Source organism: Paenibacillus sp. FSL H8-0315 (genome assembly GCF_038005365.1).
Lineage (GTDB): Bacteria > Bacillota > Bacilli > Paenibacillales > Paenibacillaceae > Paenibacillus_AQ > Paenibacillus_AQ odorifer.
In genome coordinates, this window is record NZ_JBBOTA010000001.1 from 869,172 (window position 1) to 894,895 (window position 25,724).

A 25,724-nucleotide genomic window follows, 5' to 3' on the forward strand; every position below is an offset into this window, starting at 1 on the left:
GGTTATGAAAAAATTTAGTATTCTATCATTTTCACTGATAATTTTACTAATTTTATTATTTGTATTAGTCAGATCCACGCAAAAGATCGTAAGTGTCAATCTTGCATCCGAAACAACAGAAATTACTTATACTGACCGTGAAAGCCTTCAAATCTTCGAAGATGCTATAAGAACTGTAAAAAAAGTACGCGGGTCTGTTGATGTGGGTGAACCGACTTATCGAATGACTGTTACTTACGCTAATTCAAAGGTGGCCGGATTCAGCCTTTATATGGATTTTAAAACGAAAGATGGTTTCCTGATTAAAGCTAGCAATAGCGAAAAGATGCTGGATTTAAGAAATAAGAATTCGGTTGAGCTAGCTGATCTGTTAAGTAAAGAAAAGGAAGATTAAAATTTGGAAACTCAATCTAAAAATAGGCATGGTCATCATACAAATGTAAAAACAAGCCATCCTTTAGTACTAACTAAGGATGGCTTGTTCGTAATTATATTATTTTCCTGCGCTTCAGATATACTGTCCCGCTCCGCTCAGAGCGCTGCAATTCTCTGCTGGATGCGTGGGAATAATGCAAAGGCATTCTCATAAAATACTTTCTCGTGGTGCTGCTCAGGCACAAGCCGGCGGACGAACTCCGCATACAGGTCAATAGGCGCGAGTGGCCAATCGGTACCGAACAACATTTTTTCATAGTGATCAGAGTACACCAACGCCCGGCGAAAATGATCCATAAACAGGGGTTCATTCATGAACCGCTCAAAATGAGGCCGGTCACCAACAACGAGACCAGACAAATCGGCATAGACGTTCGGATTCTTGGCGACCACTTCGGCAGCATCCATCACCCATGGATCGCCTAGATGGCAGATCATAAAGTTCACGTCGCGCCGTTGGAACGCCAGTTCGTCCACGGTAAGCGGATGCGCATACTTAAGCAATCCATTCATCGAATACGTATCCCCGGTATGAATAACCACAGGCGTGCCGTACTTGGCGGCCAGCTCATAGATCGGCGAGTAGATTTTGTCATAAACGTAATGATGATAGTACCCGGCATAGAGCTTAATACCAGCTACCTCAGGAGCTTGCAGCCGTGCCTCAATTCGGTCCAGCTCATCCAAAGCATCCTTTCCTCCGAGCATATTCGGATTAATGCCCACGCATTCCATTAAGAATGGCGGCACACTGGCTTCCAAGTCGAGACCCATCGGATTGGGAGAGGCAGAGTCAGGGAAGGCTCCCTTCGTCTGCTCCGTGACCCCCATACCAATGCCGAGAACAACGTCGTTCTTGTCAAACTCCGCTTTGAGCCCAGCAGCTGTGTAATCAACTTTGGAGAGGTCCAGTGCTGTCTGATGAAAGCTATCGATGTCCGACAGATGAATGTGAATATCAATGATTGGCATTTATAGTCTCCTTTTTGTCAGAAGCACTAGCAAAGGTCACCTTCATAAGATTACGAACTGCCTCTGGATCCAGAGCGAGCTCTCCCATGATCATGAAGGTCGGCTGTGTCCAAGCGGTTTCTCCGTTCAGAAGTAGTAGATGGTGATTCACACCATATGTGAATACCTTATTGTTCACGTAAGACATAGCTCTCTGATTAGGATAACTATGCACCACATGCAGCATGTCTTTACGCGAAGTTGCACCGATTCGGATAAGCCCCTTGGATTCCAGATGGGCTTCGACCTTCCCGATAGGGAAGTTGCCTTCCTCTGGGAGCTCCATCCAGCCTTCCGAATAGATTGGTGAAGGCTTAAAGTAACTATCCTCGGATAGCGAATAATGCGGCAGCGTCATTCCACTTTCATTGGTTACTGAAATCAACACACAGAGCACAGGAACTCCGGGCAGCATGAGGTAATGCTGATTGATCGTAATCCCCCGGTTTGCTTCCTGCTTCTCCATCAAAGTGGTCAGTCTCAATCCCTTCCAGACGTTGCCGTGATCATCCATCTGCTCCGTCCAAGCTGCGCTTCTTGGCTCCTGCAACCGGCTAAATCCGCCTATGCCAGAAATACCCACACCGAGTCCACCATGCCAAGGATTCCACCAGGAACGTGGTTCAGCTTTCGGAAAGGTGCTGTCCAGCCACTCTTCTCCTTGGTGCTTCAAGGAATGCACAACGCTGCCGAAATCAGGAGCAGCTGCAATAGATAGAACTCCGTTGCTCACTGTGTAAATGGGACCCGCAGGTCCTTCTTCTATCCCACAAACAACGCTTGTTTCCGTTTGTGGAAACCAGAGGCCTGTTCGCTCTTGAATGCGATCCTCACCACGATAGACGACCCGGACCTTACGGCCAGATTCGTTGTGTTCTGGTGATTCTGTATCCTCAGTAGAGAGTTCAAAACCAGCGGAGTGCAAATTTTGTCCTCTTTGCAACTCCATCTCAGCGACACTTCGCTCCTCTTCTCCATCAGCCTGTACATACAATTCAAGGCTTCCATCAAGCGGTGTCATCTTTCGTTCGATTAGCTCGGCATGAAGTGCCCCTGCCGCAAAAGGATTTCCACCGCCGAGCGTTAGCTCAAGATGGTCATCCAACACCGGTATGACCGAATTCTGCTGTTTTAGGGCAAAGGCGCGGAATTCCGACCACTTAAGGAAGGTGTTAAGAGCAAACACCATAGTTTTTGTCCGTACGACATCTCCAGCGGAGATTCGGCCAAGATTATGCTCCAGCCCAAGCGGGTATTCCGGACGAAGCAATTTTAGCGAAGGATCCCAGCAGATTCCGCATGTGACGTTCTCTTCCTTGCAGAACAACCAGTTCTCCGTAATTTGTGCACTGTCCCAAAGACTTGGATCGCCTGAGTAAGCATCGCCCATGTCCACGTATTGGCCCTGATATGGCAAGATGAGCTGTTTACCGAAAAAGCCGAAATTCGTCAACAGATACATGTCTTCTTCCAGAATATCACTATTGGTATTGCAGACCTCACTATAAAACTCAGCGATTCCGTTGGCAAATAGCTTAGCCACTCTTTTTATCTCAAGACCCGGGAATTCTTCCGACTCGTAAAGAGATTCGAGAACCTGGCTCTCCCCTTCAGAATAGATCTTTACTTCTTTGGCCTGTTTCTTAGAGAATTCTTCTGCGAATGGCTTGCCTAACTTCGGATGGGTCAACCAGAAATTATGGCTCGAGCCGGGATATTCAATCCACATTCCATTGTCGGTATTATTAAGATGAATAGAGTAAGCGCCATTCACAGCCACCCACTGATCCCCGTTTTCCCCGCCAAAGCGGCCATGCGTTCCCTTCATTAGAACGGATAGTTTGCTTATGAAGGTGACTGCCTTCTCTCCAACCGGAACGGCCGTTACCTCAATAGCCTGTGAATAAAGACCGTATGAATTTAGGGTATAGGGTACTTGAATAGAAGCCTTACTCTTAGCTGGAACAGTAAAGCTTACTGTACGGTCCGCCCATACGAGGAATTCGTCTTCGGGCAAATCAAAAGAAAATTCTGCTTCTGCAGCAAAATTATTCTCCACATTAAGGTACAGTTCCGAAGGAAGACCCAGATACAGTTCCCGGTGTGGCAGCGCTATCTTCATTTTGAGTGGAAATTTAGGAGCAACGCCAATGCGGAATTCCGCACGCTTGCCACCGATGATCCACTTGCTCATAACAACGGGGTGTGTCTTCTTATCGTTCTGCTCTTCCCGAACTGAATCAAGCTCAAAATCACCTTCCACGATAACCGTTTCACCTGGAGCGAGTATTCGCGCAGCAGATAGAGCAAAACGGATATTTTTATCGTTCTGGCCTTCGATCTCAATGGCCAGCTCAGACGTCGAACGATTCTTGATGCGATAGCGAATCTTGTAGGTCGAACCAAACACAAGATCATGATCATCAATTTCCGTAGAGATTTCATAGTCTGGTGTATCAAGAGCGGTCAGACCGCGGCCAGTCTTCTCGAATTCCGCCCTCAAGGAGAGTTCTCCCTTTTGCCAAGTGTAATCAAAGAAATCAAAGCCACGCTCCTGGCGGCCATCTGGCTGAATGGGAAGTTCACGGGTACTGTCTGCATACCAATCCAGTTCTTCAAAATAAGGAGCAAGTGCTTCCGTTTGCAGTACTGTTGGAATGAAGTTCATCAGATGGACGTAATCTTCATTTTTCTCCCAAAAAAATCCGCATTTCTTATACATTGGTACGGCTTTCGTATTACCTGCCCAAGTGAACAGATCAAGACGTGGCCAGCCCGCTTCTATTGTTTGGCGAACAGCGTTCAGAATCAGATTGCGGCCAACCTTGTATCCGTGATAATCGGGACGTACATTCAATAGCGGGACATACAAAGCCCCTTCATCTTGACGGTAGTGGGCGAAGCTGCAGAAGCCGACTACCTCTTTGCCATCAACGGCAAGAAAGGCATTAAGATTGGACGAGATCTCCATCTCACGGCGCACACTGTCCTCAGTTCTTTGATTGGTGCCTCCGCCCCAGCTTTCGTTGCTGCGGTTCCACATTTCTGCGACCGCCCCAGCATAAGAAGAATCGTATTCGATAATGCGGATTTGTTCCGCTGTAGTTTTTACAGTCATGTCTTCATCTCCTTATTCCTCAAAAAAATATGAGTATGTATTCGTATACAGTTATTCTGGATAACCTCTCTACAACATATTGAAATAACTCCTACGAGTTCTTATTATACTATTAACTGGAAGCTCAATACGAGGTAAAAAACTCTTTCTCCTTATTTTCTACATAAACTCACTGCCAGCAGAAAGCTACAAAAAAAGCTGTCGAGTCACCCTCGACAGCCTGAAGCTGCTATTAGGAGCAGCCTTTCTTCTTTAACAACTCTCCACACGATCCGCCGCTCTTTTCTTCATATTAGCGAGACCTACAATACATATCAACAGTACGCAGATAGAATAAGGAAGCGCCATATTAACGGTGTATAAGGCCGTACCTATAACTGGCCCTATGAATGACCCGCCACCTTGCAGGGCCGCAATAAAGGAAGCAACGCTTCTTTGCTCATGGTCTTGAACCGCCATTGAAGCACCCGCACTGTAGCCGAGCAGTGTAAAGCCGATGCCAATACCCAAAAATGTAAAGTCTACATACGCAAATCTGATGAACAATAACAATCCCAGCAAGCCTAAGGCAACAAATAAGAGTCCCACGAGCAGCACTTTTTTAGGATGCCATTTGAGATACTTACTGATTACAATTTGCGAGAGCACTACCATTATTCCCGAGATCGCCAGCCCCATTCCAATTAACTGAGTGGCTTGCTGAGTACTGTAACCCAAGCTATCCTGCACAAAAAATCCGATAGTAACCTGCACGATATTCAGAGCAAACGAAAGCAAAAGTCCAATCCACAAATAGAGGCGTATCCGTCGATCATTGGGGGAAAGTGAAATCGCCTGCCGCTCAATCTCAATATTCTTTTCTTTAGGAATAAACACCAGAAACAATATAGCCAAGGTGAACAATAAAATAGCTGCCGCGTACATTGGTGAGGTCAGGCCCAGTGAAGCCATTCCTCCACTCATTGCGGGTCCTACTACGAAACCAAGACCGTTGGCCGCTCCGAATAATGCCATTCCTTGTGTACGGGTTTCTTTTGTACTCCAGCCCATAACATAAGCTTGTGCTAATGCCGGAATTCCTCCAAAGAAAAAGCCAGCGATTGCGCGAAGTAAAAAGAAACTCCAAAACAGACTCTCTTTACTCTGTGCATTTACTGCATAATCAGCCAATAGTGCAAAAATGATGAGTGTCGCCATATAGACGAACATAATCGAAGCAAGCAGCCACTTTCGGCTCATAAACGTTTGTTTTTCCCAGAAATATCCTCCGAGCAGCCAACATAACCCCGCCACCGATACTAAACATCCTGATTGAAAATCACTCAGCCCCAAATTTCGCGCAAGCGGACCAATAATCGGATTAAAAGCAGCTATTGAGATCATTCCTGTAAGTACGATTAGAAACATAATACCCCGTCTGTATTTCATAAAATCCCCTTCTCCTCTCAAGTAAACCAGAAACAATATACGATTCGTCATAATCGCTGTGTTTATGGTACTATGCATGGAAGTCAGGCCTCTACCTCTTGGCGGATTACTTTACTGGTTAGCGGGATTTATAGTAGAACAAACAAAAAACCCTGCTCTTAAGAGCAGGGTTATAGATGTTAATCCACCGTTCCAACATTCTCCAAGTGTAATGAGCTTTCGGAGCTGACGCCTGCTTCCGTACTCAGAGTAGTAAGTGCTTGTTTTAGATCCTCTTTATTCACATAGACATACGGACTCTTCCAAAGAGATTCCACATGTAAGGAATTAATATGCTCTGGTTTAAGTTTAGGGAAGTTGAATAACCACTGCTGCAGATCTGCTTGAGGAATATCCGTCTTCACATTTTCACCAATGATATCCAATACATTTCCCCATTGGGACACGCCTTGGAAATTCCCTAGCTTATCCAGGATCTGCTTGATTACTTGCTGCTGTCGATCATTACGCTGGAAATCGGAGGATTCAGCCGTTCCTTGATTCGATTTACGGTACCGCACAAAATCAAGAACTTGTTGGCCATCCAGCTTTTGCAAGCCTTTCTTTAAATCGATGTGTGTACCATCTGCCGTATCGGTATATTTCATATCCATATCGACATCTATAGTCAGTCCGCCAAGCAAATCCACGGTCTCCTGCAACACATCAAAATTCACCACAACCATGTGATCAATCGGCAGACCGAGCAAATTGCTGAAAAACTCTTTTGTATTCGGAATAGCCTCTGTTTTGTCTTTTATGTAATGATAAGCATAATAATAATTGGCTTTACGGGAAGGTAACGATTTAGGTTTTAGCAACAAATCCCTGGGTAAAGATAAGAAACTCGTCGATTTCGTGTCCGGATTGAAGCTGACAAGCATCAGAACATCAGTATTCATTACCCCACCGCCACCGTCCCGGCTATCTACCCCGGCAAGCAGAAAAATCATAGGTTCAACCGATACCGCCTCCTTTTTTTCCTCTGGAGCAGCAGTGGGTTGTACGGTGACTGGAGCTGCCATACGCTGTATCGCATCATCCGTCTTTTTGTATAAATACCCTGCATATACTCCAATCCCTATAATAGTTGCGCCTAAGACAAGACCAATGCTCGTCAGAATTTTACGGGTTGTTGTCCACTTGCGTTTGTTAGACATAATTTCCTCCACTCAGTTCCAATAGCTTATTCAATCAGCGCTTTCATCCTTATGAACTTTAACACTTAGCACTATGCCAATCGCTATCATATTAGTTAGCAACGAGCTGCCTCCATAACTAATAAAAGGTAATGAAATCCCCGTTAGGGGCAGTAACCCAATATGCATCCCAAGATTAACGGAAACTTGAAAGATGAACATAGCGATAAACCCGGTGACAATATAGGTACCCGCACGGTCCCTACTATCCAGCGCAATAAAGATCATTCGGTACACGAGCAGCAAATAAAGCATCAGCAGCACGGATGAACCTATAAAACCGTATTTCCCCCCGATGACTACATAGATCGAATCGGAATACGCATATGGAATATATCCTTTTCGCAAAAAAATACCTTCACTGCCCGATAATCCTCCGGAGCCAATGGCTATCATTGCGTTTTTCACATGCCAAGACTTATCTGGATCGCTCTGCGGGTCCAAAAAAGCTTGGATTCGTGACAGTTGATGGGGCTCGACAATCTTGGATAACAGGTCGAAGTTAGCATAATACAGCCATAGTATCGTGCCGATCGAAATAATCACAACACCAAGGATCAGAATCATATATAGAGCACGGATGTTACCAATCCACAGCATACTAAGTAATATGCCAGCAAATACGAGTGCTGTACCCAAATCGGGCTGATCCATTATTAAAATGAAAGGAATTAAAAAAACGAAACAGACCGGCACTAAATCTTGAAAAAATCGCAGCCGCTGGCCCTCTCGTGTACCTAATAGATGAGCAATGAGCAGCACCGTACATATTTTAGCCAGCTCGGAGGGCTGAAGCTGAAAGCTCCCAATACTTAACCAACGCACAGCACCATTGAGGTTTTCTCCAACCAGCTTGACTAGTACTAGTAAACCTAGCCCCACGCCATAAAAGAGATAGGCTAACCTGCCTAATAGAATCTTATAATCTACCAAAGCAATGAATAACATGGGTAGGCAAAATAAAGCAAATAAATACAAATAACTTATGTAAAGACCGTCTAACCGCGTATCCGTAGTCGCTTCATAAATAGCAACAGTACCCATGCCAACTAAGCAGGTGGTGAGAAAAAGTACGGATCTGTCCAGCTTTGCAATTTTGGTAGAGATAAGCATTTACAACCTCTATTTAATTTCTGTAGTTTTCTTGTTGTGTAGGGGATATATACATGAAAATGGGCATTATAAATAATCCGCTGAGCACTTTTACTTCTTTTTTCTCAATGAAGCGCTGCGGATGATTAGGTTAAATGATTACCTCAGATCATATTTGCCCTGATACGCCTTCTTCGATAACAGCTTAAGTTTATCTTCACTTAGCGTATAAATATCCATACCATTACCTGCCTCACCCAATGACCAGCCCAGTGCAAGCTCGTTATGGCCATCTTCATCAACATCAAAGAATCCGGCATAATCTAGACCATACCCAAACCCCTCAACCTCGGAAATCTTCTGCCAAGCTTCATTTTCCTGCCTCAACAACATTGCTTTTATAGTGTATCCTTTGTTTTTACTGTACTCATACACAACTACAGCTTCGTCGATTCCGTCTCCATCCATATCGCCAAAGGAGATGGCATTATCTTCTTGTCCCTTCATCGGAGTTATCAATTGAGCTTTGTCTGGAAGCCACTTAATAAATTCCTGGCTCGTTTTGTCTCGCTGCAGATTTGCTTCTGATGATGGAGGTTTAATCAGCTCTCCGGGTGTCGCCGGGACTCCGCATCCTCCGAGCAAAAATAAAGTTGTCAACAGGGTACCTATTTTTATGAATTTGCTCGGCATTTGGATCATCGACTCCTCGCTTGTCCGCATATATAGTATTTTATCTGTGAAAGAGATGAAAGTGGTTATGAAATAGTTAAATTTAAATTCTTATTCTATCGGTAAGTCAAATTGGACAATCGTTCCTTTGCCTAAAGTGCTACTTATTCGAAGCTCTCCATGATGCAATTTAATGATCTGTTCCGAGATGGATAATCCCAAGCCGCTGCCCGAAGCCTGTTGATCCCCTTTGTAGAATTTTTGCCGCACATTCTCTAAATCCGTCTCAGCGATGCCTGAGCCTGTATCCTCTACAGAAATCACGACTTTCCCTGGAACCGTATGAGCGGTGATAAAGATTCGACCTGATGAACCAGTAAATTTGAGCGAATTATCAATGAGATTAATCATGACTTGCTTCACACGATTCTCGTCAGCTTGAATCACTGGCAGATGTTCTTCTATTTTTACATCTAGTGAGATGCCTTGTCGGGTCGCTCTAGGGGTAAGTTGTCTGCCGATATGCTGCAGTAGTTCTGTTAGATCCACAGATGTGAAGTGAACGGCGATTCTTCCGTTATCCAACTTGGAGAAATCCAATAATTCATCCACCATATGAGTTAACCTGTCACTTTCGGATTCAATAATATCAAGCCCATCATAAAACAGAGGTTGATTACTCACCTCACTCGCCTTTAAGGTAATTGCCCAACCTTTGATCGAGGTCAAGGGCGTTCGCAGTTCATGGGATACGGAAGCGATAAAATCATTCTTAAGCTGTTCACTCTTGGAGATTCGGCTTGCCATCATATTTAACGTATCCGCCAATGAACCAAGCTCATCTTGATAGCGCTTATGCACTCTGATGCTGAAATCACCTTCGGTCATCTGGTCTGCTGCCTGCTTCAAATCTTTAATGGATCTGGTTATGGTCCAAGACAGTAATAATCCAAGTAAGGTGACAATGCCAATGACGATGATCCCCACCCCGATCAGTAAAACCGTAATCTGTTTAACTGTATGTATAGTTTCCGTTAAGGACGTGATAAATCTGACTCCCCCCACGATGTTTCCATTCGCTTGTAAAGGATAGGATACCGCGTAAATCGCTTCCTCTGTGTTAGGGTCCGCACCTTTCCAACTGCCGGGCTGCCCTTTTATTGCTGCTTGTACATCTATGTACTCAGTCATAGTAAGATCGCCTTGAAGTCCATTTGAATCCTGCAACAGCCGGCCTTCAACATTAATAATCTGTACCTGTGCATCGGAATGACTCGCAAAACCCTTCAGTAACCTATCCGATTGTTCCTCCAGATCCTGGTCCCCAAAGTATTGCTGAAAAAAAGAAGCCGATAGCTCTGCTTGATTCATCAGGGTTTCCTCTATGTTATGAAAATAATAATATCGCACAGATACATTAAGAATGATTTCAAGAATGAGCACAGTAAGACAGATGACTACAAAATAGCTTCCTACTAATCTTTTCTGAATCCCCATTCTTCAACCATCCTTTCTAAAGCGGTATCCGAGCCCCCATACCGTCTCAATCCAAAGCGGATTAGAAGGATCAACCTCAATTTTCTCTCTTAACTTACGCACATGAACATCTACCGTCTTAGGATCTCCAATATAATCCTCTCCCCAGACAAGATTCATTAATTCATTCCTAGAGAGTGCTGTATCCGGATGCTCCAGAAAGGTCTTCATCATCTGAAATTCCTTCGGAGTTAATTCAATGCTGTCATCCTGCTTAAACATCTTGTTTGCATTCAGATCCAGCCGAATCGGTCCAGCTTGAAGTATCGTTTTTTGCGGCTTGAGAGCTGATTCTGTACGGCGCAAAATCGCTTTAATACGTGCTACCAATTCTAATGGATTAAAAGGTTTAACAATGTAATCGTCAGCACCCATTTCAAGGCCATTGATTTTGTCCATATCCTGTCCACGAGCGGTTAAGAAAATGATGATGACCCCAGCGTCTTTCTCTCTTAGCTTTCGGCATATTTCGAACCCATTAGAATCAGGCAACATGATATCCAGAACCAGAACATCTGGACGGCTCACCTCAAAGCTCTGCAAGGCTTCTTCTCCACAAGCAGCTTCACTAACCACAAACCCGTTATTCGTTAAATTTATAGATATAAAACGTCTAATATTATCGTCATCTTCCACAATAAGCACATGATTGCGATCAATAGTATCCACGATTTCCACCCCTATTACCCAGAGTCTAAACAAGTAAAAAACAAAAAAACTCTCCCGGTAAAGAGAGAGTCTTGTCTCAGATCCCTATAATTAAATCACAAGTGGATATTACTCTAAATCGCTATAGTTGTCAAAATCTAATCCAGATACACAGCCTTGCCGGTCTGCGCCGATTCATAAATAGCTTCCAATATTTGCGAAACAACAAAAGCCTGTTCAGGAGTTACAACCGGGTCCTTATCCTGTTCAATCGCTTCAATCCACTTTCTTAATTCTATATCCGGAGCACTTTCAGCTTTACCTTCATAATAGGCAACGCCGCCTGCCCCAAGCTCAATTTTATTAGTGTACAGCTTGCTGAATTTCTCTCCGTTAATTCTAAGTCCGTCCTTCATATCTGCGCCTGCTTCCGTCCCACTTAAGCTGCATTTCGCTTCATGTACGTCTAGTGAATTCAGAGCCCAGCTCGCTTCCAGCATGATTGTTGCGCCATTCTCCATTACGACCATTCCAAAGGCTGAGTCCTCCACGGTGAACTTTTTAGGGTCCCACGGTCCCCATGCGTTGGCGGCTTCTTCTTTTTGTGAAAGTTCATGATATTTAGTGCCAAGCACGACTTTAGGTTTATAGTTATCCATCATCCAAAGGGTTAGGTCCAGCGCATGAGTTCCGATATCGATAAGCGGACCGCCGCCTTGTTTCTCTTCATCAAGAAATACTCCCCAGGTCGGTACGGCTCTCCGTCTGATGGCATGTGCTTTTGCAAAATAGATATGACCAAGCTCTCCGGACTCACAGGCTTTTTTCAAATATAAGCTGTCTTCTCTATATCGGTTGTCATATCCAATGGTCAGCTTCTTGCCTGTACGTTTCGCTGCTTCAACCATTCGTTTGGCATCTGCCGCTGTCTTAGCCATTGGTTTTTCGCACATCACATGTTTTCCGGCTTCTAGTGCAGCGATTGATATTTCCGCATGGACATCATTAGGCGTAAGCACATGAATAATATCAATGGATTGATCTTTTAATAGTTCAGTGTAATCTGTATAGACAATAGCTTTATTATTTCCGTATTTCTCCGCTGCTTCTTCAGCACGTTCTTTAATAATGTCACAAAAAGCCACGATCTCAACCTTACTTTGTCTGCTCAAGCTTGGAAGATGTTTGCCATTCGCAATACCACCACATCCAATAATCCCTACACGAAAAACCTTACTCATATCCTTCACCCTCACCTCTAATGGATTTGTTTGCTGTTTCGATAAGTTGCCGGTGTCATGCCTAACCGCTTACGGAAGACAATATGCAAATAGGTAGCATTGGTAAACCCTTCCGACTGTGCGATTTGTTCTATCGGATAATTGCTTTCTTCAAGCTTGCGGCAGACCGCTTGCAATCGGATGTCCTCAAGCGCCCTACTGAATGATTGTTCTGCATTTACTTGCTTAAACACCCGCTGCAGCTGCCTTGAACTAATATTCAGCTTTTCCGCAACATTTTCTAAGGTAACCGTTCCTGAATAATTCGCTTCCATATATTGCATTGCGTATTGATACCGGTAAGTCAGCATATCTCTAACCGGCGCCTCCGTGCGGATCCCGCCTGAATCATACGCTCTAACGGCCTTTAATAAAATACTAATCACGAGATGCTTAATTGAAGTATAATATCCGGTCAACTTCCCATCGCATGCTTCGTACGCTTCTCGAAAACACTTCATAGCCCCGTGATAATCTTGTGCTGGGACCAAGGGTAAACACTTCAGCTTCTCCACACTGGTCTCAGCTTCCGCAACCTCCCAAAGATCCGCATCATCCCGGATTCTCTTCTTGATGTCAACATGCAGACATAGCTCTTCCATGGATTCATCTGCAGCTGCCTCTTGACGATGCATAACACCTGGTCCGGTTAGATAGAACATTCCCTCTGACAGAGGATACCTTTGATCCCCAAGAATGACTTCTCCCTTCCCGCGCGGAATGAAATGAAACTCAAATTCAGAATGATTATGGAACTCGACTACTCTGCCCGGTGGAAAAGATGTCAAATGAAATCTAAACACTGTAATCTCGTAATGTCCCCATAGAATCGTGATATCCAATCTTTCAAGCATGTCCTGCTTCTCAAACATCATCTCATAGGGAAAGCTGCTCAACGTTAAGTCCTCCCAATCGGAATTACACAGCCTTCTTTAGCCGAGCGGTTCGCCGCCTCCATTAATCTGGTAAGCTCAACTGCCATTTCAACATTTTGAGTGGCGAGTGTATTATTTTGAATATGATCAACCCATTGATGGAAGGCGCTTTCACGATTGCTTTGCAGGGCTACTTCTTTCCAGCCTTCTTCTTTATCCGTGGATTTGTTCGTTCTAAGAAGAAGCTTATTCTCTGGTGTTCCGTAAAGCAGCGTTCCTTCAGTTCCATGCACCTCGATAGTAAACGGCGAATGACTATTCACGAAACCAGCCTCCACCACACCAATTGCTCCTGAATCCGTAAATAATGTCACTACAGCATTATCTTCCACTTCTTTACCGGTTACATACCCAAAATTAGCACTAACCCCAGTCACATCTTGATCTAAGAAAAGCTTCGCCAAATACATGGGATGACAGCCAAGATCAATCAAAGCTCCGCCTCCACATTGCTCCAAACTAAAGAAATGATTAGGAAGCCAGCTTTCCGTTGCTCCGTTATGGGATAAGCGAACTCTAACGTAAGTAATCTTGCCGAGCAGCTCCTGACTTAGAATCTCTTGAATAGTTAATGTATAGCCGTCATTTAAACGAGGCAAGGAGACCGTTAGCTTCACTTTGTTCTCGTTAACTTCTGCGATAATTGCGTTAACTTCTTTTAACGTTGGGGCAATAACTTTTTCTGTGAAAATATGTTTGCCCGCCTTGGCCGCAGCCACGATTACGTCTCTATGCATATTCGTTGGTGCATCCACGATAACGGCATCTATATCCTCTTGCGCAAGCAGATCATCCAGTGATTCAAAAAAAGGAATATTCAAGCTTTCCGCAGCTTTGTTCCCACGTTCTACGTTTTCGTCCCAAACTGCAGCTAATACGGTATCTTCATGCTCCTGAGCTTGCTTGGTATAATCCCATGCATGCACATGCCAATAGCTGAGCTTACCAATTCTAATGGTCATTTACTTGTGCCTCCCGTATATATGTTATTCTGACATCTGCTATAAAAATAACACATAACAAACAGCTTTTTTAGTAGGAAAATGCGACAAAACATATATAATATTACGACACATAAAATCCGGAGTGAAATACGATTCCTAAAAAAAGAAACCCTTGCTATAAAAGCTAAAGGTTTCTTTATACTTGGCTTAATGGGTTAGTGGCTTATTATATCCTTTGTCATCAAAAGGCTGCAACTTCTCAAACCACTTCTTTTTCAATAGTTTAAGCTCCCAGCGCACGTCGGTTACGTCTTCTGACTCCTTCTGCTCTAACACCTCATAGCTGAAAGCTTCTGCTCCAAGTTCCTTCCAGTCCTTTTGCAGCTCCGCATTTGCAAATCTGCCCATATCTAATTGCATCTGTATAGTCATCCATTTATTCTTCAGGTTGGGATAGCTGTCAACGAATATTTTCCCGCTTCTTTTGTTTGTAATTTGAATAGCACCCATGTACGTCTTGAGCTGCTTATATTGCTCCTGAAGTTCTTTACGTTTACTTTTGTCCATTATGATTTATGATTCTCCTTTCACAGGCCATTCTGCTAAATTTCAGTACCCCATTTCTTTTAATAAACGGGACAATACCGAAAGTCGTTCTCCGATCATTTCACCATCATCACTAAGCGCCTGAGCGAACAGCTTAATATCATTATCAATCATGGGATTGTCTGCACATACAGATACACTCATTGCATCTCCCTGCAGTCCAATACGATCAATCATAGGGCTCTCGGGATCATACATTTTCGGAAAACGATAGGCCTCTTGAAAATACAAACTACTTCTGCAAATCAAAATTGCCAGGTCAAGCACTCTGTGCATTGGCAGCTCTTCGGACTGTCTCGACCATTTGTCCCCTGTATGTCTCCATACCTTTGCTGAGATGTCGACCTTTCCTCTATCGTTCCATTGTGCTAATCCTAGGGATAGACCTTTTGCATCTGTGTCCCCGGCGTAGCGGCCATCAACCTGCTCGTAATTTTCTGACACGACTACAGGTTTATGTTTTAGAGTTGTTGGAATTTTCATGTTAGTCACACTCCATTTTATGATTTACTAATTTACTCATTTACTAAATTACTAATTCACTAAATATAAGATTCATATTACCCGGCAAAAGATCATCTGTCAAACGACATTACACCCGTTTTATCCAACAAAACAAAAAATCCCTCTGCGCGTAGCAAAGGGACTGTTATTTTCATGTAAAATATATCTCTAGCTTAAATGATCATTCACATTACAAAACCAAACCATATGGACAGAATCAGGTCCCCAATAGTCTTCTACTACTTTATAAGGCTGCCCAAATTTACGTTGCCACCTGACCTGTGCATGTTTATAACCGCTGTCCAGACAAAACTGCTCTACCCCTTGCTTTTTTAGAAATATCATCATTTCCTTAATTAAGGCTGAACCCACACCTTGGCCCTGATAACTTGGCATAATGTATAGACTGCCCAATTCCCCTATTTCATCTAACTGATGATCCGTGCAGGTTTGAATATCTTCGCCACAAGGTCCAAAGGAAATCGTACCGACAACCTGCTCTTCTATTTTTGCAAGAAGGAAGTAAGGCTCCCCAGTCGTAGTATCCAGTGAAGTCATCACCATTTGCTTTTTATGATCTATTTCACTTTGGATATCGTCTTGTAAATGATCAAGCCCTTCTTTTTCAAAGGCATCTTGGATTGAAGTTTCAAAAACAGAGCATGTGGATTCAAAATCAGCTGGAGAAAGCGTGCTTATGGTCAATTGATTACTCTTATTCATTGATTCGGACACCTCTTCTATTCCCGGCCGGAATTCTTAAAAATCCTGCAATAATATACTATCAGCATTCAGACTGAAAGGTTTATATTCATAGAACTACTTTACTGGAGGTCATCATGAATATATTGTCCTTTCTGATCTATTGCGTTGTCGCTACATTTACACCCGGTCCTACCAATATTGTTATTCTTTCTTCCGTGCAGCATTCCGGGGCTAAAAAATCAATGGGGTATGTATACGGATCCACGCTGGCTTTTGGCTTATTACTTATCATTTCTACTCTGCTGAACCGTATTCTAGTAGAAATCATCCCAAATATCCTGATCATTATGCAAATCATTGGGAGTTTATATATGCTCTACCTTGCTTATAAAATCTTTAAAATGGGTTCAATGGAAGACCAGCCTGACCCCAATGCCAATTTCCGCTCAGGCGTGCTTATGCAGCTTGTGAATCCTAAAGTGCTAGTATTTACACTAACGGTCATTCCCAACTACGTAATGCCATTCTATACCTCTTCGCTTGCCTTGTTTATATTTGTTATAATTATAACTGTGATCGGATTTTTTGCATTTACGACATGGGTTGTATTTGGGACAATCTTCAGAACTTTTATGAAAAATCATCAAAAAGTTCTAAATACCGTGATGGCACTGTTTTTAGTATACTCGGCCATTATGATATCGGGAATCCTATAAAGTCGTGGAGGTTAAGAACGTGGAGAAATTTAACTATAAAAAGTCAGCAGAGATCCTGTCCTTATCCGCCAGCCTTACTGATTTCACCTATAAAAAACATTGCCATGAGGAATATGCACTCGGTGTGACCCTTCGTGGCATTCAGCAATATAATCTTGACGGTAGTTTGCAATCCTCTCATAAAAATGGCGTAATGTTGTTTAATCCGGAACAAACGCATGATGGCAATGCGTATGATAAAGGTGGCATTGATTATGTCATGCTTTATATTAAGCCAACCCTAATGTTAGAGATATTAAGAAAAAAAGAACTCCGCTTCGCCACTCCTATCTTATACGATGACAAATTGGCGCAGTGCATATTAGCCCTAAACCATGCCATTCAGAATGGCAAAGAGGAGTCTTTGTGCAGTGAACTGCTATTCACTCTGGTTCATTTAGTATCCAATACTGAAATAGTTACCGATCGTAGAACGAATAATAAATTTCTCAAAAAAGCAAAGGAAATGATGTACTGCAGTTTAGACCATGTGCTGAAGCTGGACGATCTCTGCACAGAGTTTGGTCTATCCAAATATCAGTTTATTCGCGAGTTTAAGACACATACAGGAATATCACCCTATCAATTTTTCTTAAATTGCAAGGTAGAGCGTGCCAAGCAGTCCATAGAGAGAACCAAGGATATCTATGCAGCTGTTGTAGATTGCGGATTTGTGGATCTAACTCATCTGAACAGGCATTTTAAAAGCGTGTTCGGAATAACCGCACATGAATACCGGTCACAGCTGTAAGATCTGCCCGCCTACCATTGTCCAGAGCACTTTGAATTCATCATCCAAGAGAACCAGGTCAGCATCCAAGCCAGAGGTGATCGTCCCCTTTTGTTGAAGTTCAAGAATATTGGCCGGTGTAGTTGAAGCCATTTGCACGGCATCTGTGAGCGAAATTCCAGTTTCGACAGTATAACGTAAGGCTTCATTCATGGTAACTGTACTGGAGGCCAGCGTGCCATCTTCCAATCGCGCTATGCCACCAGATACCGTAACCTGATGTCCTCCAAATATATAATTTCCATCCCCTAACCCCATTGCCTGTAAGGCATCTGTGATCAAGACCATTCCTTCCGGTCCTTTCATGGTATGCATCAAGCGGATAATTGCAGGATGCAGATGGACATTATCAACAATAGCTTGCAGGCTCACATGCCTCTCTTCGAAAGCGGCAACCACAATCCCCGGATCTCGATGATGTATCGGCCGCATGCCATTAAAACAATGCGTAACATGACTTGCCCCAGCGGCAAAAGCTTGTTTGGCTTCCTCATATGTGGCATCCGAATGAGCAATCGCTATCACCACTCCCCGTTCTTTCAAAAAGGAAAGAAGCTCCATGCCTCCCGGCAGCTCAGGAGCAATCGTAACCATTTTTATGAGTGATCCAGCTTCTTGGAAAATGAGCTTCATTTCCTCTAAGTTAGGATGTCGCAGATACTTTTCATTTTGCATTCCTTTTCTCTTGGGGTTTAGATAAGGTCCCTCTAAGTGAATGCCTGCGATCTTTGCTCCCACTTCATGCCCAATTACACGTTTGACACTACGAATCATCTCTAAAAGATCCTCCATCGTAGAACTCACAGAGGTAGCCAGAAATGAGGTGCAACCAGAAGCTGCACAAGCCTTCGATACTTCTTGAATACTCTCTTCAGTACCGTCCATCATATCAAACCCGTTAGCGCCATGAATATGCACATCTATCATTCCGGGCACTAACAAATGCCCTCCGCCATCAATCCGTTCATACTCACCCTCTGGGATAGAAATATCTCCTGAGTCTATCCTCATCACTTTTCCTTCAGAAATCCATACATTGGCCGCTGAAACTATACTATTCTGAAGCACTACTTGTACATTTTGCAAAATATAAGTCATAAACATTCTCCTCCAGTCGTTATCACTCTTGATTTCGAACCTCTTCAGCTTCATCTAGGCACTCAATAACTGTGATGTTCTTCTGATCTAGAACTTCTCTGATCTCGATTGGAAGCTCTCGATTTGTAACTAAAATATCAACGAAATCAAAGTCTAGACGATAAAAGGATTTAGCATTAAATTTGGTGTGATCCGCTACTAAAATCACTTGATCAGATCTTCGAGCCATTTCTCTTTTTACCCGCGCATCTTCTTCATAAGGATAATAGAGTCCATCAGCACAGATCGCCGATGCTCCAATAAAGGCTTTATCCGCACGAATTTCACTAAGTTTATCGATAATGGAAGAACCATATAACAAGCGGTTTTTCACATTCAAGTAACCACCAAGTACATAAATTTGCAGATCCTCGCGATGGGATAAAATCCCTACATTATCTATCGAGTGCGTGACAACCGTAATATCCTGCGCACTAATTTGTTCTGCAACAAACTGTACAGTGGTCGATACGTCTAAAATCACAGTCTCACGATCTTGGATAAGCCCGGCCGCGATCTTCCCTATTCTCTGCTTACTCTCGGATTCATCGATCAAACGATCCTGGTAAGATAATAATTCTTTTTGCAATTCAGGTAACGCTAGACCTCCATGCGTCCGAACAACGACGCCCTCTTGTACTAACCTAACAATATCCCGTCGGGCAGTATCTCTTGAGACTTCAAATTGCGTACAGATATCTTGAACACTCATCGATTGGTGTTGTTTCAAATATTCGAGTATTTTTAATAATCGTTCCTCTTGATACATAATGAAATTCACCTCCTAAAGTCATCATAAGTCATTTTATAAGCATTTACAAGCATTTATAAGTTAATAATTAAGTATATATAAGTATTAATGCGTAAAAAAAGACGAAAGCCAGATGAATGTGCATCCGCTAACGCCTTTAAAATGTCTATTCTTTAGGATTCACTTCACAATGTCACTTCACATCGCGGTTCCAGCTCTTCTGTATCTTTCGAATATAAACAATTTGGCCCACATGATAAGCATTATGGGTTGTTACATTTCCGAGGACTTCCCACCATTTACTGTCTGGAAATCCTTGAACATCAGCTTCCAATTGTTCTTTCTTAATCAATTCCTGCCAGTGTAAAAGAACCTCTAAAAGTTGTTTTTGCAGCGCTTGGAACGTTTTCCCTTCTGCAACGACAAAGGTATTATTATTACCATCCACTGGAGGAACCGCCTGAACACTGGCTTCTTTATACCTTGTTTGCCAAGTTTCATTCCAGTAAAGCAGATGCTGCACAATCTCAGCAATACTATTGCTTTCTTCCGTTACCTTCCAAAAAGCTTCTTCTTCACTTAAGTCTTTAACCGCCACTTCAAGGGGCACATACCAACTCGGATCATTCGCATTGGCCAGCAACTGATTGGCTAGAACATCATAAGCATGAAACATTCTTCCTTCCCCCATTTTCCAGATAAATTATATGCAAATCAAGTACCGCAGAATGTACGATATGGACATGCGGATTCCTCAGGAAGTGCCGAGTATTCCTCTTGTTCAGAGGAGTAGGCGTATGGGTTAGTCAAAGCTTGAAGTAACCTCTCCATCACATCGTAATCTTCCCGCTCTACCGCAGCCTCAAGCGCTTCTTCTACACGATGGTTCCGTGGAATAATCGCAGGATTGCTGCTGTGCATCAGCTTCAGCGAAGAGGATTGTGATTCCTGCTGCCTGCTAAGTCGCGCCTGCCACAGCTCATTCCATTCCTTAAATTCAGGGGTGCCAAACAGAGCAGCATCTTCCATTACGCCTAGAGTTAAGGACCGAAATGTATTAGTGTAGTCAGCCCGATATTTTTGCATCAGTTCAAGGAGGGTATCAATCAGAGCAACATCCTCTAACTCTTCGTTAAAGATTCCCAGCTTCGCTCTCATTCCCGTTAGCCAATATTGATAGGACCGCTCCGAAAAATCTGAAATTGCCTCCTCAGCCAGCTTAATCGCCTGTGCCTGATCGTCAGCCAGCAATGGCAAGAGAGTCTCGGCAAATCTGGCGAGATTCCATGCGCCAATCCCGGGCTGATTGTGGTAAGCATAACGACCCTGCTGGTCTATGGAACTAAATACTGTCTCAGGATTATACACATCCATGAAGGCACATGGACCATAATCAATCGTTTCTCCGCTAAGGGCCATATTATCAGTATTCATCACTCCGTGAATAAAACCTACAAGCTGCCATTTAGCAATTAGCGCTGCTTGACGTTCCATTACTTCCCGAAGCAGAACAAGATATGGATTATCTTCCACAGGAGCTTCTGGATAATGTCTTTGCAACGTGTAATCAGCCAGAATACGCAGATCCTCCACAGTCCCCCATGCAGCAACATATTGGAAGGTTCCAACACGCAAATGACTGGCAGCAATCCGGGTCAGAACCGCCCCCGGCTGTTCCGTTTCCCGAATTAGCGGCTCCCCTGTAGCTACCACCGCCAAGCTGCGAGTCGTAGGAATCCCAAGTCCATGCATAGCTTCACTGATGATATATTCGCGTAACATCGGTCCAAGCGCTGCCCGGCCATCGCCACCACGAGAGTATGGGGTTCTTCCCGCACCCTTCAATTGAATATCTACACGATCACCTTGAGGTGTGATCTGTTCGCCCAGCAGCACTGCTCGACCGTCTCCCAACATGGTAAAATGTCCGAATTGATGTCCAGCATAAGCTTGCGCAAGCGACAGGGTACCTTCAGGAACTTCGTTGCCGGCAAGAATCCCAAGACCCTCCTTACTCTGTAGTGCTGTGCTATTCAGCCCAAGAGTAGCAGCCAATGGTTCATTAAAAATAATCAGTTCCGGTTTACGCACAGGCGTTGGCTTAATCCTTGTAAACATTGATTCCGGCAGATGAGTATAACTGTTCGCAAAATTCCAGCCTATATCTATTTTCTCTGTCATATTATCTCCTTTTTATACCCTCAGTCTCTATGCCTTTATTAACTCAGAATAAGTTATGTTAAAATTTAATGCAAATCTTCTCGCAGACCTATGTTTTTGCCGAAGTGTTACAAAGACCGCCCGGCTTCCTGCCATTTTATGCAGGGAACCGGGCGGTCTTAATTATGATGTTCTATCTTGTTTTCAACTTATTTGGAAGCTAATTCGCTCCGCCTTTGGAGAGCATAATATTGAGAATGGTCTTGTCAGTATCCGCCAGCCCTTCCTGAACCAAACGCTCCATGTTGCGGATGGTATCTTCCACCTCTTCGAAAATTACACCATCCTTGGTTGTAGGAGCAATGTTGTTCATAGCCAGTGTGGCTGCCTGGATCGCCGTATTGGTGGAGGTGGAAATCTTCAGCGCACAGGTAGAATTCGCACCGTCACAGATCATGCCTGACAAAGAAGCTATCGTATTCTGTATCCCATGCTTGATCTGCTCAAGACTGCCGCCCATGAGATAAATGATCCCGCTATTTGCTCCTACTCCCCCTGCAATCCCTGAACCACATAATGGGGACAAACGCCCGATATAATGTTTGATGTGCACAGTGACCAGATTGCTCAGTGCAAGCGCCCGAGCTAGCATTTCTTCATCCTTGTCCAGCAATTCCGCCAGAGCTATAACGGGAAGCGTACAGGCGATGCCTTGATTGCCACTGCCCGCAGTTGTCATCACAGGCATTGCACTGCCATCCATTCGAGCATCTGAAGCCGCTGCGGTAGCCGCGATAATTCTGTTCGCTACATCATTGCCGAACAGATTCACCGCTGATTGCTGATTCATTTTCTTACCTACTTGCAAGCCATAATCGCCTCGCAATCCCTCATCAGAGATCGCTTTGTTCATCCGCGCCCCTTCCAAGAGAAAGCTTAGGTCTGAAAAAGGAGCGGTACAGATAAACTCGAATATCTGGTCAACTGAGCCCGCATACTCTTCCGTGTCGGAAAGACCAGGCTTGCCACAGTCGGCTTTTGAATTCCGGGGTGTTATTTTCTCCCCGTCCAGAGCCAAATATTCTATATGGGTGTGCTCTCTGGCAATAATGGCAGTCGCCGTATGGTTCTGCGTAAACAACTGGGCTTCAATATATAATTTCTCAGGAGTGTCCTTTATCTCCACTTTTAGCAGCTTTCTATCCAGCAGGTCATTTGCCATCTTCAACTCAGCCTGCGTCAGACCTGACAGAATTTCCAGCTCCTTGTGAGAACGGCCGACCACCGCTCCAAGGGCTGCTGCGATGGGCAGGCCTGTCTGGCCTGTCCCGGGAATGCCCACTCCCATTGCATTTTTAATAATATTACCGCTGAGATGCAGCTGAATCCCCGTAATTTCTTCCTCGAGAAGCTCTGCCGCCAAGGAGACGGCATACGCAACTGCAATCGGCTCCGTACAGCCTTCTGCCGGCACGACTTCCTTGTGTAAAATTTCCAATAAGTTGCTCATGTATGCATTTCCCCCTTTTCTCTCGCTGTTGGACTTATTTATATATAGTAACTCAGAGAGAAGTTTCAGGGAATCCTTTTTCTTAGGAATCACTCCTTCATCCCCCTAATATAGTGTAGGAAAGAAAGGCGGGATGTACGTGAGTAAGCGGGATGAGCAAGAGCAAAGGGCGATCTTTCTAGCTGCAGTCTGCGGGCAAACCTATACACAATTTTCAAATATAGATGGAGTTTTCGTCATTCCATTAGATTATCAGCTATGTCATCCCATTGAAGCACAATCCTTCAATAATGTATGGGAACGTTTCGGCTTTATTTTGGAGTCTCCACAAGAGATTATTATCGCCTTTCGGGGAACCAGTACGACGACCAATTGGATATCCAACGTCCTCGCTTCACAGGAACGGTTCAAATATCTTAAAGAAGACTCTCTCACCCATCGTGGCTTCACCAACATTTATTCTTCAGCTCGGGACGGCATCTTCTCTGCGCTCTCCAAGCTATCTCCTGACAAGACCCTATACATTACGGGCCACAGCCTCGGTGGAGCGCTCGCCACCTTATGTACCTTAGATATTGCGGCAAATACCTCTTACACCTCACCTAACCTATATACTTATGGTTCCCCACGGGTAGGTGATCCGGACTTCGTTAATATTTTCAAACAATATGTGCGGAAGAGTTACCGGTATGCCAATCTTTTTGATGTTGTAACCTACGCACCTCCACATGTCTATAAGCTCCCCAAACGGGAAAAAAAGTATTATTACAATCATGTCCATACTTTTAACTCACTGTCTTTCCAGAATGGATCTACAAGTGGTAATCACGTAATCAGCAGCTATTTCGCCGAGCTCTCCAAGCTCCAACCGGAATTCGCTCAAGAATTATGTATAACGAACCCTGGATTCTGTCCACTCGTGGCTACGAAAGCAGAAGTATAATGTGAACACAAAAAGGAGGTGCCCAACAAGCCATATGCTGGCTGCCGGAACACCTCTTTTCTTCGTATGATTCGATGCCATCAGCAGTTACAAAGTCACTAACGGACTCCATTGACACTAACAGCAGTATATTTCCACTTTAAGAATTCCATCGGACCCCATGGACACTATTGGCATAAAAAACCCGTAATATAAGTCACTTTCTAACGAATAGCTGCACTGGAGTCCGAAACGCTGCCCAAAAGGCGATTATTTAGCAATTAACATCATCTGGGTCCGAAACCGGTACGAATGAAACTAGATCAGAATATAAAATAAACTAATACCACACCCAGGACTAACAGAATAAGTGAAACTATGTGCTGTTTCGTATGTTTTAGAAATTTCCAGTCGATGAACGACTGAAACCCTATTGCTACTACTATAACTACAATCCAAAACCATTTTATAACCGTACCCTCTGGGCCATCGGCAATTATTATCACAATCCCCGTAATTAATCCCACAAATGCAAGTATAAGCTTCCCTTTTATATTAAGCTCATAACCGTCTTCAGGAAGTTTTTCTTTAACCGGGCCAACAATCCATATCCTTAGAAATAGGTTTGAAAAAGCAAGGATTATAAGTATAAGTCCAATTTTCACTTTCGTTCACCTCCACTCTTATATAGAATTCATTCGTATTTATTTCTGATCATTAGTTCTTTGATTTCTTTTAACTCATTTAATATTTCTTTTGATAGTTGCGTACTTCTAGAGTTATCGATGCCTACTTTAATCACAAATATTCCAAGCAACAAATAGATGATTAGCATTACGATGATCCCCAATTCACGTTCACTCCTCTTATTTTTGTATATTTCATTAAAGATATAGTTAGCATTAGATTAATATTATTCCCATGATACCATAATAAGGATATCTAATTAACACTCAGGAGCTTGCCGTTGGCTTGACAAATGATCAGTATATTCGATAAAATATACTATATCTTGATAATCAAGATAATTGATCTGTGAGATTTTTTCTATGCGGGAACGCGATTAATCTTAACTGAAAAGAGGGAACACAATGGCAGTACTTATTCTATACGCTACAAAATCTGGAGCAACAGAACAATGTGCAAAAGTATTATCAGAAGAGCTACCTCAGAGCAAGATTTGCAATATCGAACTAGAAAAGCCAGATATCGAGGCATTTGATAGCATTATTTTAGGGGCAGGAGTAAGAGATGAAAAAATATATAAAGCCATTCGTGACTTTATCAAAAAAAATAAAGATGAGTTACTGACTAAGAAGATGGGCTACTACATTTGCAACGAGAAACCTAAGAAAACCGAAGAATTAATAGAGAAAAATTTCCCTGATGATCTGAAAGAAGCTGCGATTTGTATTGAATCTTTTGGAGGTTATAAGGCCTATAAGGCTCCAAAGGAAGGTACTGATCAGCTAAAAGGGATTTTGGTAGATAAAATAAGAGAATTCTCACAAAATTTCAAATAAAAAATCCTGTTACCAAGACGAAAA

At 43.4% G+C, this 25,724-nt stretch carries 25 protein-coding genes; 5 read left to right on the top strand and 20 right to left on the bottom strand.

Annotated elements, in window-relative coordinates:
- The first annotated feature begins 4 nt into the window (after window positions 1-4).
- A complete protein-coding gene (locus MHB56_RS03715) occupies window positions 5-394 on the top strand; it encodes a hypothetical protein (protein ID WP_341143273.1) in 390 nt (129 codons plus the stop codon).
- Window positions 395-531: 137 nt separating this feature from the next.
- On the opposite strand, the gene MHB56_RS03720 is transcribed toward MHB56_RS03715, so the two are convergent.
- From MHB56_RS03720 to MHB56_RS03785, 14 genes are all read right to left on the bottom strand, one after another.
- Entirely contained in the window at window positions 532-1,407 is an 876-nt protein-coding gene (locus tag MHB56_RS03720; RefSeq protein WP_076104960.1) for an amidohydrolase family protein, read from the bottom strand.
- Window positions 1,394-4,564 (bottom strand): GNAT family N-acetyltransferase, encoded by a 3,171-nt coding sequence (locus MHB56_RS03725; RefSeq protein ID WP_341143274.1) that lies wholly within the window; start codon window positions 4,562-4,564, stop codon window positions 1,394-1,396. The genes MHB56_RS03720 and MHB56_RS03725 overlap by 14 nt, the downstream gene beginning before the upstream one ends.
- Before the next feature lie 252 nt (window positions 4,565-4,816).
- On the bottom strand, window positions 4,817-5,992 hold the full coding sequence (locus tag MHB56_RS03730; RefSeq protein WP_076201547.1) for an MFS transporter: 1,176 nt from the start codon (window positions 5,990-5,992) through the stop codon (window positions 4,817-4,819).
- 179 nt (window positions 5,993-6,171) lie between these two features.
- Window positions 6,172-7,191, bottom strand: coding sequence for an LCP family protein (locus tag MHB56_RS03735; protein ID WP_076127268.1), 1,020 nt, complete (start codon window positions 7,189-7,191; stop codon window positions 6,172-6,174).
- Between the two features lie 30 nt (window positions 7,192-7,221).
- Window positions 7,222-8,343, bottom strand: coding sequence for an FtsW/RodA/SpoVE family cell cycle protein (locus tag MHB56_RS03740; protein ID WP_076307667.1), 1,122 nt, complete (start codon window positions 8,341-8,343; stop codon window positions 7,222-7,224).
- A 138-nt stretch (window positions 8,344-8,481) separates the two neighbouring features.
- Window positions 8,482-9,015, bottom strand: a complete 534-nt coding sequence (locus tag MHB56_RS03745) for a hypothetical protein (protein ID WP_076182931.1) — start codon at window positions 9,013-9,015, stop codon at window positions 8,482-8,484.
- A 90-nt stretch (window positions 9,016-9,105) separates the two neighbouring features.
- Window positions 9,106-10,491: a sensor histidine kinase gene (locus MHB56_RS03750; RefSeq protein WP_076301712.1), complete on the bottom strand. Its 1,386-nt coding sequence runs from the start codon at window positions 10,489-10,491 to the stop codon at window positions 9,106-9,108.
- Window positions 10,492-10,494: 3 nt separating this feature from the next.
- Window positions 10,495-11,199: a response regulator transcription factor gene (locus tag MHB56_RS03755; RefSeq protein WP_076127275.1), complete on the bottom strand. Its 705-nt coding sequence runs from the start codon at window positions 11,197-11,199 to the stop codon at window positions 10,495-10,497.
- Between the two features lie 137 nt (window positions 11,200-11,336).
- Window positions 11,337-12,419 carry a Gfo/Idh/MocA family protein gene (locus MHB56_RS03760; RefSeq protein ID WP_076127277.1) on the bottom strand — a complete coding sequence of 361 codons (1,083 nt, stop codon included), beginning with the start codon at window positions 12,417-12,419 and terminating at the stop codon, window positions 11,337-11,339.
- Between the two features lie 17 nt (window positions 12,420-12,436).
- Window positions 12,437-13,354, bottom strand: a complete 918-nt coding sequence (locus MHB56_RS03765; RefSeq protein WP_340394064.1) for an AraC family transcriptional regulator — start codon at window positions 13,352-13,354, stop codon at window positions 12,437-12,439.
- Between the two features lie 2 nt (window positions 13,355-13,356).
- The gene (locus MHB56_RS03770) at window positions 13,357-14,355 is read right to left on the bottom strand and encodes a Gfo/Idh/MocA family protein (RefSeq protein WP_076190676.1); all 999 of its coding nucleotides are present in this window, start codon (window positions 14,353-14,355) and stop codon (window positions 13,357-13,359) included.
- A 189-nt stretch (window positions 14,356-14,544) separates the two neighbouring features.
- Window positions 14,545-14,904, bottom strand: a complete 360-nt coding sequence (locus tag MHB56_RS03775; protein WP_038572157.1) for a GIY-YIG nuclease family protein — start codon at window positions 14,902-14,904, stop codon at window positions 14,545-14,547.
- Window positions 14,905-14,946: 42 nt separating this feature from the next.
- A complete protein-coding gene (locus MHB56_RS03780; protein ID WP_038572158.1) occupies window positions 14,947-15,426 on the bottom strand; it encodes a DUF6530 family protein in 480 nt (159 codons plus the stop codon).
- 189 nt (window positions 15,427-15,615) lie between these two features.
- On the bottom strand, window positions 15,616-16,170 hold the full coding sequence (locus MHB56_RS03785) for a GNAT family N-acetyltransferase (RefSeq protein WP_076304893.1): 555 nt from the start codon (window positions 16,168-16,170) through the stop codon (window positions 15,616-15,618).
- Window positions 16,171-16,286: 116 nt separating this feature from the next.
- On the opposite strand from MHB56_RS03785, the gene MHB56_RS03790 reads away from it, so the two are divergent.
- Window positions 16,287-16,868 carry a LysE family translocator gene (locus MHB56_RS03790; protein WP_076218422.1) on the top strand — a complete coding sequence of 194 codons (582 nt, stop codon included), beginning with the start codon at window positions 16,287-16,289 and terminating at the stop codon, window positions 16,866-16,868.
- A 19-nt stretch (window positions 16,869-16,887) separates the two neighbouring features.
- Window positions 16,888-17,658 (top strand): AraC family transcriptional regulator, encoded by a 771-nt coding sequence (locus MHB56_RS03795; protein WP_076127284.1) that lies wholly within the window; start codon window positions 16,888-16,890, stop codon window positions 17,656-17,658.
- Here the strand turns inward: MHB56_RS03795 and nagA are convergent.
- From nagA to MHB56_RS03820, 5 genes are all read right to left on the bottom strand, one after another.
- Complete coding sequence (nagA, locus tag MHB56_RS03800) at window positions 17,647-18,795, bottom strand: N-acetylglucosamine-6-phosphate deacetylase (protein WP_339168591.1); 1,149 nt, start codon at window positions 18,793-18,795, stop codon at window positions 17,647-17,649. The two genes, MHB56_RS03795 and nagA, sit on opposite strands and share 12 nt — an antisense overlap.
- A 22-nt stretch (window positions 18,796-18,817) precedes the next feature.
- Window positions 18,818-19,603 (bottom strand): DeoR/GlpR family DNA-binding transcription regulator, encoded by a 786-nt coding sequence (locus MHB56_RS03805; RefSeq protein WP_076276126.1) that lies wholly within the window; start codon window positions 19,601-19,603, stop codon window positions 18,818-18,820.
- Window positions 19,604-19,778: 175 nt separating this feature from the next.
- A complete protein-coding gene (locus tag MHB56_RS03810) occupies window positions 19,779-20,261 on the bottom strand; it encodes a DinB family protein (protein WP_341143275.1) in 483 nt (160 codons plus the stop codon).
- 38 nt (window positions 20,262-20,299) lie between these two features.
- A complete protein-coding gene (locus MHB56_RS03815) occupies window positions 20,300-21,766 on the bottom strand; it encodes a protein adenylyltransferase SelO (RefSeq protein ID WP_339244103.1) in 1,467 nt (488 codons plus the stop codon).
- A 199-nt stretch (window positions 21,767-21,965) separates the two neighbouring features.
- A complete protein-coding gene (locus MHB56_RS03820; protein WP_076218429.1) occupies window positions 21,966-23,255 on the bottom strand; it encodes an L-cysteine desulfidase family protein in 1,290 nt (429 codons plus the stop codon).
- Between the two features lie 133 nt (window positions 23,256-23,388).
- On the opposite strand from MHB56_RS03820, the gene MHB56_RS03825 reads away from it, so the two are divergent.
- Window positions 23,389-24,198: a lipase family protein gene (locus MHB56_RS03825; protein ID WP_076127292.1), complete on the top strand. Its 810-nt coding sequence runs from the start codon at window positions 23,389-23,391 to the stop codon at window positions 24,196-24,198.
- A 302-nt stretch (window positions 24,199-24,500) separates the two neighbouring features.
- Here MHB56_RS03825 and MHB56_RS03830 read toward each other — a convergent pair whose 3' ends face one another.
- Window positions 24,501-24,842 (bottom strand): DUF4181 domain-containing protein, encoded by a 342-nt coding sequence (locus tag MHB56_RS03830; RefSeq protein WP_341143276.1) that lies wholly within the window; start codon window positions 24,840-24,842, stop codon window positions 24,501-24,503.
- A 426-nt stretch (window positions 24,843-25,268) separates the two neighbouring features.
- Between MHB56_RS03830 and MHB56_RS03835 the strand changes: the two genes are divergently transcribed.
- Entirely contained in the window at window positions 25,269-25,700 is a 432-nt protein-coding gene (locus tag MHB56_RS03835; protein ID WP_076182970.1) for a flavodoxin domain-containing protein, read from the top strand.
- The last annotated feature ends 24 nt before the right edge of the window (window positions 25,701-25,724 follow it).